This window comes from Agarivorans sp. OAG1, from assembly GCF_037076485.1.
GTDB classification, from domain to species: Bacteria; Pseudomonadota; Gammaproteobacteria; order Enterobacterales; family Celerinatantimonadaceae; genus Agarivorans; species Agarivorans albus.
In genome coordinates, this window is record NZ_AP028990.1 from 4,371,514 (window position 1) to 4,386,536 (window position 15,023).

Here is a 15,023-nt window from a genome sequence, read left to right on the forward strand (position 1 = left end):
CCTTGGTTATGAATCATTCAATTGCGGGTTTCGATTTTGGAACGTCCAACTGTGCGGTTGGTGTAATACAAGGTAAACAAGCGCAACTAGTCAGGCTTCCCGAGCACGGCAATTATATGCCCTCTACCTTATTTGCCCCCCAATCAGAGATGATTTGTGCGTGGTTATATCAGCAATTAGACGCTCAAGGTAAGGCCCAGGCTTATCAGCAAGCACGTGGTAACCAACTAAGTGCCAGTTTACGCGCCTTAAAAGAACTCAAACTTGACGGCTACGACGAGCACCTAAGCTTTGGCCAACAAGCGCTAAAAGAGTACCTCGTCGACCCCGCCGATTGTTATTACGTGCGTTCCCCCAAGTCATTTTTGGGTGCTAGCGGTATTCGCGAGCGTCAACAGCAACAGTTTGAAGATATTGCCGCCGCCATGATGTGGCACATAAGCCAGCAAGTGAAACAAAGTGGTCAAGCCGAACTGGCCAAAGTGGTAATCGGTCGCCCAGTTAACTTCCAAGGTTTAAACAGCGAAGTAAGCAACCAACAAGCCATCACTATTCTTAGCAATGCAGCCCGTTTTGTAGGCTTTAAGCAGGTAGAGTTTTTGTATGAGCCGATGGCTGCTGGTTTAAGCTATCAACAGCAATTACAGCAAGAACAACGTGTATTAGTGATTGATATTGGCGGTGGAACCAGCGATGTATCGATGCTAATTATGGGGCCAAACTACCTTGCCGAGCGAGATCATCAAGACTTGGTGCTAGGTTACAACGGCGAGCGCATTGGCGGTAATGACTTCGACATAGCTTTAAATTTTGAAACCCTAATGCCCAGCCTAGGCGCCAAGCTTAATTTAGCCAGTGGCCAGCCAATGCCAATTAAGCCTTTTTGGGATGCAGCTGCAATTAATGACTTCCCAGCGCAAACCCGTTTCTACGAAAAAGATACCCGCCTGTTATTGCAGCGCTTACTGAAAGAGCCGCAATTAAGCCCACTTAAAGGTTTGCTACGCCTAAGCACAGAGCGACAAACCTACCAGCTAAGTGCCTGTGCAGAGCAAGCCAAAATTGCGTTAAGCGAAGCGAGTACGACCACTGTGGATTTGTCTTACTTACTGGAGCAACTAGAAGTAAACGTCACTCAAGAGGCTTACCAGCAGGCAGCTGAACGACTGCTTAACAGTATTGCTGCACTTAGTGACGATGTTATCGCGCAAGCAGGTTGCCAACCCGAGGCGATATTCTTAACTGGCGGTAGCGCCAATTCACCCATGGTTAAAAACTTTTTAGCCAAACGCTATCAAGCACCTTTAATTAGCGGGGATAACTTTGGTAGCGTAACCAGCGGCTTAACCTTGTGGGCCGACCATATCTTTGAATAAATACCTATAGCTCATAAACTTGCGGCGCTAATTCCACCCGGTTTTTGCCGCGCTCTTTGGCAATATATAAAGCGCTGTCGGCACGAGCAACCAGCGCTTCTGGGCTAGAATCATAGCTAGTTAACATAGCCAACCCCAAACTCACGGTGGTGCTAAATTTATGCTCATCTTTAGTCACTTCAAGCTCGGCTAAATGCTCTCGGACTCGATCGGCTATTAGTAGTGCCTGCTCTTGCACTGTATTAGGCAACAATAACAAAAACTCCTCTCCGCCCCAACGACATAAATAATCACCGTTTCGCAGCACCTTTAAGCTTTCTATGGCAAATAACCGCAAGGCTTCATCACCGGCAGAATGACCAAATCGATCATTAATTTGTTTAAAGTTATCAATGTCTAACAAGATACAACATAAGGGCTGTAGCGAGCGTTTGCTAATGGCAAACTCTTCCGTAAGGGTCTCACTCATGGAGCGCCGATTCATTAATCCAGTGAGCGGATCATGATTTGCCTGAAACTCTAAACGTCGCTGATCATGATGTTGCTGCGTCACATCCATCATCACTGACTGCACAGCAGGTTTGCCATTCCACTTCACCACCGCTTCACTAATGTGCAACCAAGCGGATGTGCCATCACGGCGAACATTTTCAGTGACAACACTATTGCTATCCACCTCACCTTGAATCAAGCGTTCATGTAATTGAATAGCTTGTTGTTGGTTTTCTTCGGGGATAATAGACAATAGGCTGTCCAACTTAAGCACTGCTTCTGGGCTGTCATAACCCAATATATTCGCCATCGCTTGGTTGCAATAAAGCGGTTCAAAAAAGCGGTGTACCATAATTCCCTGCAAAGAAGATTCTGTTAACAAACGATAACGTTGCTCACTTTGCTGTAGCTTTTTCTCCGCGGCAATTTGTGGTGAAAAATCCACTAGAGTAATTTGCAAAGCAGGTTTGCCCTGCCACTCGGTGAGGTGATCAATGGTTAACACCGAGAATTGCTCACCGTCTCGATTATAGTTTTCGTAGACCCTTACTTTTGGCCGCGCTTGGCCACTCATTACTGCCTCGTAAGCGCTAATCGCTTCGTCGCGATCATCTTCAGCAATCAGTTCCAGTAAAGAAGGCAAGGCCATAATATCTTCAGCACTATCGTAGCCGAACATCTGAGCATAGCGTTCGTCAGCGAACAGCGGTACAAAGTCCCGGTGGATCACTATTCCGTAATAAGCACTAATGTCAGAAACTTTGCCCATACTTAACCATACTTTACTTAAGGTAATTTAAGCGTAGTCAGGCACAAGGATGAACTCAACTACCGGTGACTAACTACCACTTAATTAATAGTACTGTTACATTGCTACTAGCTTTGCGATAAACCTGAGGAAAACCAATGAGAACCCTGTTAACAGCCTGCTTGTTAATACTCGGCCTAAGTAATCTCACCCTGGCCAATGCCAATGAGTCTTCAGCCATGCTTGAATCAGACTCTCCGCAACTTAATATGCAATTACAGGTAGAAGTGGTAGGGATTGATAAAGCTGCGACTCAGGCGTCACAAGCTTTGCGAGACATTGCCGATAGCGTTAATCAACTTGCTAGCAATCCAGAACTTAGCCCAGAGCAACAACAGCACTTTCAGCAAACCCTTAACGCGGTAGAGCAGCTAAGCCAACAGCTAGATAGCAGCTTAAAGCAACTGCCCGATACCGTCGCGCAAAGCACCAAACCCATTGTGAACTTAGCCGATAAGCTATCCAGTGAAGTGCAGTTTTGGGTAATGATCATCTTAATCAGTTTGGTGATAATCATTATTGTCGCTTTGTTGGCTATTTACTTTAGTGTGCTGGCACCAACTAGCCGAGCAGTGCTTAGCGCCACCGGACAACTTAACCAACTGGCATCTAGCTTAAAAACAACGGCAGAATTAGTTGAGAAAACCGCCGCTCAAAATCAACATTTGCTAGAGCACTTAAAGCCAGCACCACAGCGATTTAGTCAGCGCCAGCGGGCTAAAGCTGCTATTAAATAACTCTGAACAACAAAAAAGCCAGCATCTCTGCTGGCTTTTCAAAACTAGCTATCAGGATTAGTCACCCAAGAAACCACCAGTTTGATGCGCCCAAAGCTGACTATAAATACCGTCACCTTTGATTAACTCGGCATGGCTGCCTTGCTCTACAATCTCGCCTTTATCTAGCACAATTAAACGGTCCATGGCGGCAATCGTTGATAAGCGGTGAGCAATTGCGATCACCGTTTTACCTTCCATCAACTGATTCAAACTGGTTTGAATTGCCGCTTCTACTTCAGAATCTAGCGCCGAAGTCGCTTCGTCTAAGACTAAAATAGGCGCATCTTTTAGCAGTACTCGGGTAATCGCAATTCGCTGGCGCTGACCGCCCGAAAGCTTAACCCCGCGTTCGCCTACATGGGCGTCGTAACCAGTACGACCGTCTTGATCGCTAAGGCTTAAAATAAACTCATGGGCTTTAGCTTGCTTGGCAGCCTCAATCATTTGCTCTTCGCTTGCGTCGGGACGCCCATACAAAATATTGTCGCGCACCGAGCGATGCAGCAAGGACGTATCTTGCGTCACCATACCAATTTGCGCCCGCAGGCTATCTTGGGTCACTTGGCTAATATCTTGATCGTCGATCAAAATAGCGCCGCCTTCCACATCATGAAAACGCAGCAATAAATTAACCAAGGTGGTTTTACCGGCTCCCGAACGCCCTACTAGGCCAATCTTTTCACCCGCTTTAATTTGCAAGTTAAGCTTATCAATCACGCCACTTTGCTCACCGTAGTGAAAGCGAATATCGCGATAATGAATGCGGCTTTCAGTCACCTTAATTGGCTTGGCATCTTTTTTATCGGTAATAGTTTGCTTGGTGGTTAAGGTAGTCATGCCATCGGCCACGGTGCCAATGTTTTCAAACAAAGAACCTATTTCCCACATAATCCACTGCGCCATACCATTAAGGCGCAATACCAAGGCAATTGCTACCGCAATAGCGCCCACCGATACATCACCCAAGGTCCACAAGTAAATAGACAACGCAGCAATACCAAAGGTAAGCAGGTAATTAGACAGTTGCACCGAAAAGTTAAGGCCAGTCACCAAACGCATTTGTTTGTGCACGGTAACCAAAAAAGCATCCATCCCTTCTTGGGCATAATCGGCTTCACGTTGGCTATGCGAAAACAGCTTTACCGTAGCAATGTTGGTGTAGCTATCAACAATTCGACCACTCATCAATGAGCGGGCATTAGCCTGTTCGGTTGAAATGCGTTTTAGCTTAGGCACAAAGTACAACTGCACCCCAATATAAGCACAAAGCCATAGCAACATCGGCCATATGAGTCGAATATCGGCTTGTGCCACCAGCACCACCATGGCGGCAAAATAAACCAAGATGTACACCATCAGGTCTAGCAACTTCATCACTGTTTCGCGCACAGCTAATGAGGTTTGCATAACTTTAGTGGCTACTCGTCCGGCAAAGTCATTAGCAAAAAATGACACGCTCTGGCGCAGCAAATAACGGTGAGCCGACCAGCGAATCGCCATTGGGAAATTGCCCAACAAGGCTTGGTGAATCAACAGAGAATCCAACAAGATCAGCAGCGGCATTACCACCAACAAAGTGAGCCCCATCATCCATAAGGTTGCTGCCTCTTCGCTGAAAAAGGTAGCGGGATCTTTAGTGCCCAGCCAATCAACCAATTGCCCCATAAAACCAAACAAAGCAACTTCGCAAATAGCAATTAAGGCCGATACCACCGACATAAATAACAAAGGCTTACCCATGCCAGCACAATAGTGACGACAGAATTGATATAAACCTTTAGGTGGTTGTTTAGGCTCTTGTTTTGGAAATGGAACGGTGAGCCCTTCAAAAAAACTAAACATCTAGACATTCCTTGTAATAAATCTTGGTGTTACAACGAATTAACTCGCATTTGTACTGTAGCGTACTTTGTCAAATATGCGCAGCCTTACTGACCAATAAACGACAAATCGTTACGCACCAAGGCTTACACCAAATATTTATTTACGGAAGGCATGCACAAAGCCAATAAAAACCTAAGCACTCACCGCACTGTTGCATATAATGGAACAACCAGCAGGGTAAGGAGGCAGCGATGAATTTAGAAGACATGGAGTTATTTGTTAACTTGGCAAAACAAGGCAGTTTTACCAAGGCGGCAGACTTTACCAACATCCCCAAATCAACCATTAGTCGACGTATCACCAATCTAGAAAAACACCTTGGGGTAAAGCTGTTAGCCCGTACAACCCGCAGCTTAAGTTTGACCGAAGTAGGTATTAATTACCTAAAAGGCTGTGAAGAATTGCTAAACCAAGCTAAACAGCTAGAACAAAACACCCAACAACAAAACCAGCACCCCAGTGGCACTTTAAGCATCTTCATCCCCAATACTCTGTTACGCATTTTTTGGCCGGTAGTGATTGAGATGATCAATCAATACCCAGAGCTTAAGTTTGAAGCATACAGCAGTGAAGGGCGCCAAGAAGAGCAAACCTCAACCCGCTACGACATTATGTTTCATGTGGATGAACCTAAAGACTCTTCACTGATTGCGAGGCGAATAGCCACCATAAAATATGACTACTACGCCAGCCCCACTTACATTGCTAAAAATGGGCTACTTCAAGTACCCAGTGACGTAGATAAACACCGCATTATCTTTAACTCAGTGTCACAAGCACCCACTCACTCCTGGCGATTTGAACATAACAACGAACTAATATCACAGCCTGTCTCGCCATTTTTTAGCGTTCAAAACCCCGACCTAGGTTTAGATTTATGCTTGCAAGACAAGGGGATCGCACTGGTGCCAGATATTCTGTCAAAAGAGTTAATTAAACAAGGGCGCTTAGTTAAAGCCTATGCTCAGCCGCAACAACTTAGCGGTTACATTTACGCTATTTATCATTCGCGGCAATTTCTTCCCGCCAAAGTCGCAGTGTTTATCGACAAAGTGCAGGCCTTTTGGCAAAACAACCTTAATTAGTCCATTTGGTGAAACAATGGATTTCACCTTGGTGGATTTTTAAGCCACTTAAGCTTACCTACAATGGGCTCAACTTAACCAGTCCATTGCAGGAAACACTCAATGAAAATTAAAGCTTCCCTTTACGCACTTATCTTCGCTGGCCTTATTTCAAGTTCAGCTCATGCCGCTACGGTACAGCTAAAAGATGGTCGCTCCATCCAAGGTGCCATTGTGTCGCAAAATGCCGACGAGCTGGTTTTAGACATGCATGGTATTGAAGTAAAGCTGCCAACCGAACAGGTGCAAAATATTAGTTTTAGTGATACCCCAGAAGATGGCGCCACCATTAGTAGCTTTACCGAAACCAACCAAACTAGCGCAACTGTAAATACCGAGGCTAACCAAGAGCCTGTAACCGTGCCTGCAGGCACTATGCTAACGGTGCGTATGAGCGAAGGCGTAAATACTCGCCAACATGAAACCGGCCAGCGTTTTACTGCGGTATTAGAAGCCGACTTAATGGCCGGAGATGCCTTAGTAGCACCACGAGGTAGTACCGTTTATGGACAATTAAGTGAAGTTAAAAAAGCGGGTCGTTTGGCAGGTTCTGCCAGTATGAGCATTACCCTTACCAATATTCGCATCAACGACCAAATGCACGATATTCAAACCGATGTATTAAGTTCAAGTGGCAGTAATACCGCAGGAGATACTGTGGGAAAAACCGCACGAGCGGCAGCTATTGGTGGTTTAATTAACGGCAGCGATGGCGCTAGAAATGGTGCTAAAGTAGGTGTAGGAGCTTCGGTCATAACTCAAGGCAATGACATCGAGCTGCCTAAAGACAGCTTAATCGACTTCACCTTAACCGCGCCTATGCAGAGTTAAGTTACTCGGCAGGAGGAGTATCTCCGGCTTGTTGCAACACAAACGGACTGGTGGGCTCACTGTTATCCAACAGTGTTTCCACCTGCTTGATTTGCTCAAGCGCAGCAGAGTCTTTGCGATAACTTAGATACACAGGCCGTAGCCAAGGCTCGGCGTCTTCAACCAAACATAACTGCTGGCTATCGATAAACGGAGCCACCATCGACTCTGGCAAGTAACAAGCACCACCTTTTTCTAGAATAAAATCTAGAGCGATGCGGCCAGTGGAAGTGCGTAAGAAAGGCGGTGGCGTATTGGCATGGCGCAAGGCATGTTCAGAGGCAAACCGGCTACCCCAATCCACATATACATAGCCTTCTTCCAACGCTTGCTGCTGCAACTGCGGTGTGGTGGATACCAACAACAATGATAGTTGGGCCACTTGGCTGCTTGCCAGTTCATCAGATTTTAGGGCGTCAAAACCCACCCCAATATCTAAAGTGCGCTCTAATAATGCGCGGTGCATTTGCTCACGCCCCATGGTTTCTGCGCTAAACGCATAGCCGCTAAACACCTCGGTAACCACACTTAAGCCATGTTGCAAAAAGGCATCCCAGCTATTCGGCGTCCCCGCTAAAGCAAGTTGAATTGCATGAGCTTTGCTAAGTAATAACTCTGCTTTAGATTGCTCTAAGGTTCGCACCATATTTTCCGCGTAAGTAATTAAACGCTCACCGGAGCTGGTGAGTTTGATGGCATTGCGGTCTCGAATAAAAAGCTGGGTATCGAAATAGCTTTCTAACTGCTTAATTCGGGCGCTCACTGCCGCTTGGGTAATATACAAATTCTCTGAAGCCCGCCCAAAATGCTTTTCTTTGGCCACTTCCAAGAACGTTCGGAATACTTTTACATCCATTTACTTACGCCTCCCCAGCTAAGCTGAGGTTAACAAACAAATTTTGTTGTTACGACAAAAACAATTCGTTTTCTTGTTTCGCCAATAATCACTACCTTGCAGCCAACTTATCCCGCTGCTTAAACAGCCTTAATTCTCAGTTGGAGTGACCTCATGATTGTCGATTTTCGCTTTGGCAACAAACGTTTTTATGACGACAAACGCTTTAAACATGGCTTTCGTAAATCAGGCGATTTTACTTTGCTTGAAGCGGAGTTACTAAGCTTATACGGCGAAACCATGCGCGCCATAGATGCCGGAGAATTACTGCCAGAAGGCAACCAAGAACAGCGCTTTTTATTGGTATGTAGCCAGCAGCTAGAGCCAGAAAGCAAGCTTGAGAAGATCTGGATGAAGTACAAAAAGCTGGCACAAACTCGTCGACGTTTTCACACCTTACACAGTCGTTGTAAATCAACTACTGACAATTTTGAAAATGAAGATGAAACATTTATCACTGAAGATGATTAGCAAACAGGCTGAACTTTTAACCATTAGGACTGAACAATGCGTATAGCAATTTTATCTCGAGGCGAAAACCTCTACTCCACCCGCCGCTTAAAAGAAGCCGGTGAAGCTCGTGGGCACCAAGTAGACATTATCGATACCTTGCACTGCTATATGGACATAACCAGTAGCAAACCAACGGTACGGTATAACGGTGAAGTGCTGCCCAAGTATGATGCAGTCATTCCGCGAATTGGCTCATCAATTACCTTTTATGGCACCGCGGTAGTACGTCAATTTGAAATGATGGGCACCTTTTGCGTTAACGAGTCAGTGGCGATTAGCCGCTCGCGCGACAAACTGCGTTCGCTACAGTTATTGTCACGTAAGGGCATTGGCTTACCGCGCACTGGTTTTGCTAGCAAACCTGACAAAATTCAGGATCTAATCAAAAACGTGGGCGGTGCTCCGCTTGTGATTAAACTGCTAGAAGGCACCCAAGGTATCGGCGTAGTGTTAGCCGAAACCAACAAGGCAGCCGAAAGCGTGATCGAAGCGTTTATGGGTTTAAAAGCCAATATCTTGGTTCAGGAGTTTATTAAAGAAGCTGGCGGTGCCGACATTCGTTGTTTAGTGGTTGGCGGCAAGGTAGTCGCAGCAATGAAACGCCAAGCTGCAGAAGGCGAGTTTCGCTCAAACTTACACCGAGGCGGCGCAGCTCAGCTAGTGCGTTTAAGTAAAGAAGAACGCGCCACGGCGGTAAATGCTGCTAAAGCTATGGGCTTAAACTTATGTGGTGTAGACATTTTGCAGTCAAACAACGGGCCAGTGGTGATGGAAGTAAACTCCTCCCCTGGCTTAGAAGGCATAGAAACTGCCACCGGCAAAGATGTTGCCGGTATGGTATTTGAGTTTATCGAAAAAAACGCTAAACCTTTCGCCACTAAAACTCGTGGAAAAGGCTAAAAAGCCAAGCGTCAAACAATGAGGCAAAAAACATGATTATCGCTGGAACAGAAATAAAACCGGGAGAGCAAAAACATATCGAAATCCCAGTGGCCAAGTTATATACCGACACGAATATTTCGATTCCAGTGCTAATTACCCGTGCCAAACGACCAGGCCCAACGGTATTTGTAAGCGCCGCAGTGCATGGTGATGAGCTAAATGGCATTGAGATAATTCGCCGTTTAACCCGCTCGCCAAGCTTTAAAATCACCAAAGGCTGCTTAATTGCTGTGCCAATGGTGAATATTTATGGGGTGCTTAATCAAAGCCGTTATATGCCAGACAGGCGCGACTTAAATCGCTGCTTTCCTGGCTCAGAAAAGGGCTCGTTGGCCGGGCGTTTGGCGCATATTTTCTTAACTGAAATTGTTGCCCATTGTGACTACGGGATAGATCTACACACCGGTGCGATTCATCGCTCTAACTTGCCGCAAATTAGAGCCAACCTGAAAGACCCCGAAACCAAGTTATTGGCCGAGGCCTTTGGCGTGCCGGTATTACTTAATGCCGATTTACGTGATGGTTCATTGCGTGAAGCGGCAGTAGATAACAACACCAAGATCCTGCTTTACGAAGCTGGTGAAGCACTGCGTTTTGATGAGTTATCGATTCAAAGCGGCGTGAAAGGCATATTAAAAGTACTGTCACATTTAGGCATGGTAAAAAAACGCCGTAGCACTAAAAAAACCTCACCGTACATAGCCTATAACAGTGCATGGTTACGCGCATCTGCCAGCGGCATAGTCAGTGAAACGACCCAGCTAGGCGATTTGGTTGAAGCCGGTGATATTTTGGCCGAAATAAATAGCCCCTTTGGTGAGCTAATCAGTAAAGTGAAGGCAAAGCGCTCGGGCATTGTGATCGGCAAGCAAAATATCCCCTTAGTACAAGAGGGCGATGCGATGTATCACCTTGCCTATTTTGGGGCAGAACAAGATGAAGTTGCCGAACAGATCGAGAACTGGCAAGAGTCCATAAATCCTGTTATCAACGCTGTTCAACATCCTCAATAGGAGAAGCTAAACAATGAGTATTAATACCTTTTTACTAATCGTTGTAGCATTTGCGATTTTTTATGTCGCGCAAAGCAAAGTAAATACTTTGGTGCTTAACTACGGAGCAGCACGCAATATTGATAAAACACGGATCCACTATGTTAGTTGGGTGCTGCGTAGTGCTCTAGTATTAATACTGGCACTAGTGGTTAGCCTGATTAGCGATCTAGGCTTTAATGATTTTGGGGTATTTTTGTCCTCGGTATTTGCCGTTATTGGCGTAGCCTTGTTTGCTCAGTGGTCGATTTTAAGCAATGTCACCGCCAGCATTATTGTGTTTTTCTTTTTTCCTTACCGGGTTGGTAACCAAGTTAAGATCCTAGATGGGGATAACTCAGTTGAAGGGCGTTTAGAAGAAATCACCTTGTTCCACGTTATTTTGCTGGCTGAAAATGGCTCTAAGCTCACCTTTCCAAATGCTATGGTCTTTCAAAAAGCCGTGGTCATTGGTGAGCACCAACCTACTCGCGCTGTAGATTCCAAACCAAAAGCGCAAGGTTACGAAGAGGAAGTAAGCGGTGAATAAACTGGTAATTGGCAACTTAGAAACCTGTAACTTGCCAGACTTAGGCATTAATGATTTACCGGTTAGAGTTGATACCGGCGCAAAAACCTCGGCTTTACACGTAGATAATCTGGAGCAAATTAAAGTTAACGGCAAACCGCACATTAGCTTTGATTTGCACCCAGACATCTATAACCTGGAACAAGTTTGCCGTTGTAGTGCACCTATTTACGACACTAGGAAAATCAAGTCATCTAATGGTGACGTGGAGCAACGTTACGTTATACAAACGCGTTTTCAGCTGGGCGAACATATTTGGCCCATTGAGATAACCTTAAGTAACCGCCAAGACATGACCTACTTAATGTTGTTAGGTCGACAAGGCATGGGCGATAAAGTGTTGGTAGACCCTGCTCAAAGCTTTCTGGTAAACAGTTAACATTAACTAACCAGCGCCAAAATAAGGAATACCAGCACTTAATAAGCCGTAAACACAAGGACTTAGCCAATGACCAGCGAAAACCTAGCAAGCTCCAACCAACAAACCTTTGATGGTCATCATGATGCGGCGCTTCGCCGCGTTTTGGACGTTCTTGAACAAGAGCAGCCCGCTGCCGAGCTCAGCTTTATAAGCCAATACGACAATGCGGTATTGGCTAATTTACTTGAGTCTTTGCCCGATAACTATCGTCAACATATCTGGCCTCAGCTAGCGACCGAGCGTTACTGGGACATATTGCATCTCATGCAATATGAAACCGTTAAACACTTCTTCGAGCTATTTAATCAATCACAGCTAAACGCGCTACAGCAAACCATAAGCGATACCGAAATTGTTGAGTTTGCCGATTTTCTTCCCGAATCGATGGTGGAGGCTTATCTTGAGCAACAAGACGAGCTTAGCGCGGCACAGCTGCAAGATGCACTAAGTTACGATGATGAACAAATTGGCCGTTATGTTGATACTCACATTCTACGTGCACGCCCCAACTCAACGGTAGCCAGAATTAAGCAGCGATTGAGCGCCCAAACCGACAAGCATGTGGCGGTATACTTGGTGGATGCCCAAGGGCAGTTTCAGGGTGCTTGCAGCATGACCGACATCGCCAACTCTGCCGACAGTACTAAACTTACTGAACTTAGCCAGAACATTGAGGTATTTGACCACCAGCAAATGCTGGCCGATGTATCCTTATCATTGAATATGGTGCCAGGCCATGCTTGGAACCCAGTACAAAAAGACGGAAAAATTGTCGGGGCTATTGCCTTATCCAACATAGTGCAATGGCTACAAGAGCGCAGTTTAGATGTTGCGATTATCGATACACCATCTGATGAAGAAGATCTGTTTACCCCAGTGCCTACCGCCGCCAAAATGCGGGCGATTTGGCTAACCACCAATTTAGCCACAGCGTTTTTAGCCTCATGGGTAATTGGCTTGTTTGAAGGAGCACTCCAACAGCTAGTAGCACTGGCGATATTAATGCCGGTGGTGGCCAGCATGGGCGGTATTGCAGGCAGCCAAACCTTGGCGGTAGCCTTGCGTGGTATAGCGCTTAATCACTTACAGCAAAGTAACCTAAAGCTTCTACTTAACAAAGAGTTAAAGATTGCCGCGTTCAACGGCTTAGTCTTGGGTCTGGTTATCGCCCTAGTGGTTAGCCTGTGGTTTAAATCTGCCGCTTTAGGTGCAGTTATCTTTGTGGCCATTGTGCTCAATAGCCTGGCCGCAGCGGCATCTGCCACAATGATTCCATTTATACTTAAGAAAATGAAGATTGACCCAGCCGTTGCCGGCTCGGTAATTTTAACCACCGTGACCGACATCGTAGGTTTTGTGGCTTTTCTTGGCCTAGCCTCACTATTATTAATGGGCTAAACCTCCCACAAAAAATGCAACTAAATAGCTAAAAGGCACACAATGATTAGAACTTGGTTAAGCCATAAAGGCGAAGCGCCGCTACAGGGCGACGAGCAGCAAATTGGTCCATGGTTAGAACAAGAAGCAGGCACTATCTGGATTGATATTGACTTGCGCAGCTTTAGCCATGCCAAAGCCGAGCAATTACTTAAGCGCTTTGCGTGCCACCCTTTAGCAATAATCGATACTTTTCGCCCCCGTCACCCACCGAAAATAGAGCTGTTTGACGAACAAATATTCATGCTTTATCGAGGCATTCAGCACTGTATTGGTGATTTAAAATTTGAGCATATGCAACTGGCCATGTTTGTAGGCAAAAACTATCTCATTACTCTGCACGATGGTCAGTCGCAGGGCATAGAAAACCTATTACAACAGCCCTTTCATAAATACTTACAGCACCCATTAAGTTTAGCTAGCCGGATAATGCACAGTGCCTCAACCTTGTATTTAAACCAGTTGCTAGAGTTTGAAGACCAACTAAGTGAATTAGAAGAGCAATTAAGTAGTCACGGAGACGACCAATTACTCAGCACAATTACTCGCTACAAAACCGACATTCTTCGACTCAACCGAATTTTTAGTTACCACCTCAGCCTAAGTAAAAAGCTACTGCATCTCGAGCAAGAACAAAGTGTAAACAACATAGCGATAGACCAACCGGTGCTGCAAGACTTACACGAGCGCTTCGAACGTTTGCATAGCCTTAGCAGCATGTATTATGACATTTGCGGTGATTTAGTGGATGGTTACTTATCGATAAGTTCGCACAAACTTAACAACACCATGCGAGTATTAACCTTAATTACCGCCATCTTTGTCCCTTTAAGTTTTTTAGCCGGCATTTACGGAATGAATTTTGAAGTGATACCCGAACTTCATCACCCAAATGGCTACTTCATTTTGCTTGGCACAATGCTGCTAATTGCAGTATCACTAATTGCCGTATTTAAATGGAAGCGCTGGTTTTAAGCTGCCGTGAGCCTTAGTGCTACCATCTATTTATGTGCATCCAAATCATCTACTTACCCCAAAAGTAGCACGTCAGATTTCTTTACATCTTTTTTCTCAATCATATGTCAAATAGCATAAGATTATGAAATAAAAGTGATTTTTTATTGGCTTAAAAATTGCTATCGAAATCACATCTAAAGATGTGATTTTTAGCCAAACAAGGGATAAAGAAATTGAAAAAAGCTAAGTTAATACTATGTAGTTTAGTATTTGGATTACTTACCAACCTATCGGCGCAAGCTGGCGTGATTCTTTCGGCAGTAGATGTTAGTACTAATATGGGCACTCGCTTTGCTGGAGATATTAACAATACGATTGATCAATCGGGCCTTAATACTACCTTTGTAAGTGGTGTAACTGACTTTGATACCTACAATCCAAGTAGCCAATCGGTTATTAATACCGCACCGAACCAGTGGTGGGGCGCAACCGATACCTTAGGCTACACCGATTTTGACTTAGGTGCAGTTTATAACCTTCACCGTTTTGCACTATGGAATGCCAATTTCATCTTTGGTGTTAAAGATTTCAGAGTGTTAATTGACGATAACGCAGCGTTTTCTAGCGCGCTTGATTTAGGCTCTTTCACCGCCAACTTTGACCAAGCTACTGGTCAAGTATTTGATTTGCTAGATGGTATTGGCCGCTACGTCCGAATTGAACATCTATCTATCCACAGTAACTCAAGTAACATTAACGAAGTGGCCTTTGATGTTAGCTCATTTTCTCCTGTGACTTCGGTACCAGAACCTAGCACTTTAGCTATTTTCGGTTTAGCTTTTGCCGGTCTAATGTTTAGACGTAAACAGCGCTAAACATAACCGCTATTCACCAACAAGAAACCC

Annotated in this window: 15 protein-coding genes; 12 read left to right on the forward strand and 3 right to left on the reverse strand. The window is 45.2% G+C overall.

Going from position 1 to position 15,023, the window contains the following annotated elements:
• Nucleotides 1–8 precede the first annotated feature (8 nt).
• A complete protein-coding gene (yegD, locus tag OAG1_RS19830; protein WP_338622456.1) occupies nt 9–1,376 on the forward strand; it encodes a molecular chaperone in 1,368 nt (455 codons plus the stop codon).
• Between the two features lie 4 nt (nt 1,377–1,380).
• On the opposite strand, the gene OAG1_RS19835 is transcribed toward yegD, so the two are convergent.
• Entirely contained in the window at nt 1,381–2,637 is a 1,257-nt protein-coding gene (locus OAG1_RS19835; protein WP_338622457.1) for a sensor domain-containing diguanylate cyclase, read from the reverse strand.
• Nucleotides 2,638–2,774: 137 nt separating this feature from the next.
• Between OAG1_RS19835 and OAG1_RS19840 the strand changes: the two genes are divergently transcribed.
• Nucleotides 2,775–3,413: a hypothetical protein gene (locus tag OAG1_RS19840; protein WP_338622458.1), complete on the forward strand. Its 639-nt coding sequence runs from the start codon at nt 2,775–2,777 to the stop codon at nt 3,411–3,413.
• 57 nt (nt 3,414–3,470) lie between these two features.
• On the opposite strand, the gene OAG1_RS19845 is transcribed toward OAG1_RS19840, so the two are convergent.
• Entirely contained in the window at nt 3,471–5,297 is a 1,827-nt protein-coding gene (locus OAG1_RS19845; RefSeq protein ID WP_016401967.1) for an ABC transporter ATP-binding protein, read from the reverse strand.
• 233 nt (nt 5,298–5,530) lie between these two features.
• Between OAG1_RS19845 and OAG1_RS19850 the strand changes: the two genes are divergently transcribed.
• Entirely contained in the window at nt 5,531–6,424 is an 894-nt protein-coding gene (locus OAG1_RS19850; RefSeq protein WP_338622459.1) for a LysR family transcriptional regulator, read from the forward strand.
• Between the two features lie 102 nt (nt 6,425–6,526).
• Nucleotides 6,527–7,294, forward strand: a complete 768-nt coding sequence (locus OAG1_RS19855; RefSeq protein WP_338622460.1) for a hypothetical protein — start codon at nt 6,527–6,529, stop codon at nt 7,292–7,294.
• A 1-nt stretch (nt 7,295) separates the two neighbouring features.
• On the opposite strand, the gene OAG1_RS19860 is transcribed toward OAG1_RS19855, so the two are convergent.
• Nucleotides 7,296–8,189 carry a LysR family transcriptional regulator gene (locus OAG1_RS19860; protein ID WP_338622461.1) on the reverse strand — a complete coding sequence of 298 codons (894 nt, stop codon included), beginning with the start codon at nt 8,187–8,189 and terminating at the stop codon, nt 7,296–7,298.
• A 153-nt stretch (nt 8,190–8,342) separates the two neighbouring features.
• Between OAG1_RS19860 and maoP the strand changes: the two genes are divergently transcribed.
• From maoP to OAG1_RS19900, 8 genes are all read left to right on the forward strand, one after another.
• Nucleotides 8,343–8,699: a DUF413 domain-containing protein gene (maoP, locus tag OAG1_RS19865; protein ID WP_338622462.1), complete on the forward strand. Its 357-nt coding sequence runs from the start codon at nt 8,343–8,345 to the stop codon at nt 8,697–8,699.
• A 36-nt stretch (nt 8,700–8,735) separates the two neighbouring features.
• Nucleotides 8,736–9,641 carry a 30S ribosomal protein S6--L-glutamate ligase gene (gene rimK / locus OAG1_RS19870; RefSeq protein WP_016401972.1) on the forward strand — a complete coding sequence of 302 codons (906 nt, stop codon included), beginning with the start codon at nt 8,736–8,738 and terminating at the stop codon, nt 9,639–9,641.
• Nucleotides 9,642–9,673: 32 nt separating this feature from the next.
• Nucleotides 9,674–10,696, forward strand: coding sequence for a succinylglutamate desuccinylase/aspartoacylase family protein (locus OAG1_RS19875; RefSeq protein WP_221075133.1), 1,023 nt, complete (start codon nt 9,674–9,676; stop codon nt 10,694–10,696).
• A gap of 13 nt (nt 10,697–10,709) precedes the next feature.
• Nucleotides 10,710–11,264 carry a mechanosensitive ion channel domain-containing protein gene (locus OAG1_RS19880; RefSeq protein ID WP_338622463.1) on the forward strand — a complete coding sequence of 185 codons (555 nt, stop codon included), beginning with the start codon at nt 10,710–10,712 and terminating at the stop codon, nt 11,262–11,264.
• The gene (locus OAG1_RS19885) at nt 11,257–11,682 is read left to right on the forward strand and encodes a RimK/LysX family protein (protein ID WP_016401976.1); all 426 of its coding nucleotides are present in this window, start codon (nt 11,257–11,259) and stop codon (nt 11,680–11,682) included. Before OAG1_RS19880 ends, OAG1_RS19885 begins: the two co-directional genes overlap by 8 nt.
• 69 nt (nt 11,683–11,751) lie before the next feature.
• A complete protein-coding gene (locus OAG1_RS19890; protein ID WP_338622464.1) occupies nt 11,752–13,122 on the forward strand; it encodes a magnesium transporter in 1,371 nt (456 codons plus the stop codon).
• A 42-nt stretch (nt 13,123–13,164) separates the two neighbouring features.
• The gene (locus OAG1_RS19895) at nt 13,165–14,136 is read left to right on the forward strand and encodes a magnesium transporter CorA family protein (protein WP_338622465.1); all 972 of its coding nucleotides are present in this window, start codon (nt 13,165–13,167) and stop codon (nt 14,134–14,136) included.
• A gap of 215 nt (nt 14,137–14,351) precedes the next feature.
• Nucleotides 14,352–14,993: a PEP-CTERM sorting domain-containing protein gene (locus OAG1_RS19900; protein WP_152783082.1), complete on the forward strand. Its 642-nt coding sequence runs from the start codon at nt 14,352–14,354 to the stop codon at nt 14,991–14,993.
• Nucleotides 14,994–15,023: the final 30 nt, after the last annotated feature.

Excerpts from the sequence above, each read along its gene's own strand:
- yegD (WP_338622456.1), top strand. The coding sequence starts at position 9 with ATGAATCATTCAATTGCGGGTTTCGATTTTGGAACGTCCAACTGTGCG.
- OAG1_RS19835 (WP_338622457.1), bottom strand. The coding sequence starts at position 2,637 with ATGGGCAAAGTTTCTGACATTAGTGCTTATTACGGAATAGTGATCCAC.
- OAG1_RS19840 (WP_338622458.1), top strand. The coding sequence starts at position 2,775 with ATGAGAACCCTGTTAACAGCCTGCTTGTTAATACTCGGCCTAAGTAAT.
- OAG1_RS19845 (WP_016401967.1), bottom strand. The coding sequence starts at position 5,297 with ATGTTTAGTTTTTTTGAAGGGCTCACCGTTCCATTTCCAAAACAAGAG.
- OAG1_RS19850 (WP_338622459.1), top strand. The coding sequence starts at position 5,531 with ATGAATTTAGAAGACATGGAGTTATTTGTTAACTTGGCAAAACAAGGC.
- OAG1_RS19855 (WP_338622460.1), top strand. The coding sequence starts at position 6,527 with ATGAAAATTAAAGCTTCCCTTTACGCACTTATCTTCGCTGGCCTTATT.
- OAG1_RS19860 (WP_338622461.1), bottom strand. The coding sequence starts at position 8,189 with ATGGATGTAAAAGTATTCCGAACGTTCTTGGAAGTGGCCAAAGAAAAG.
- maoP (WP_338622462.1), top strand. The coding sequence starts at position 8,343 with ATGATTGTCGATTTTCGCTTTGGCAACAAACGTTTTTATGACGACAAA.
- rimK (WP_016401972.1), top strand. The coding sequence starts at position 8,736 with ATGCGTATAGCAATTTTATCTCGAGGCGAAAACCTCTACTCCACCCGC.
- OAG1_RS19875 (WP_221075133.1), top strand. The coding sequence starts at position 9,674 with ATGATTATCGCTGGAACAGAAATAAAACCGGGAGAGCAAAAACATATC.
- OAG1_RS19880 (WP_338622463.1), top strand. The coding sequence starts at position 10,710 with ATGAGTATTAATACCTTTTTACTAATCGTTGTAGCATTTGCGATTTTT.
- OAG1_RS19890 (WP_338622464.1), top strand. The coding sequence starts at position 11,752 with ATGACCAGCGAAAACCTAGCAAGCTCCAACCAACAAACCTTTGATGGT.
- OAG1_RS19895 (WP_338622465.1), top strand. The coding sequence starts at position 13,165 with ATGATTAGAACTTGGTTAAGCCATAAAGGCGAAGCGCCGCTACAGGGC.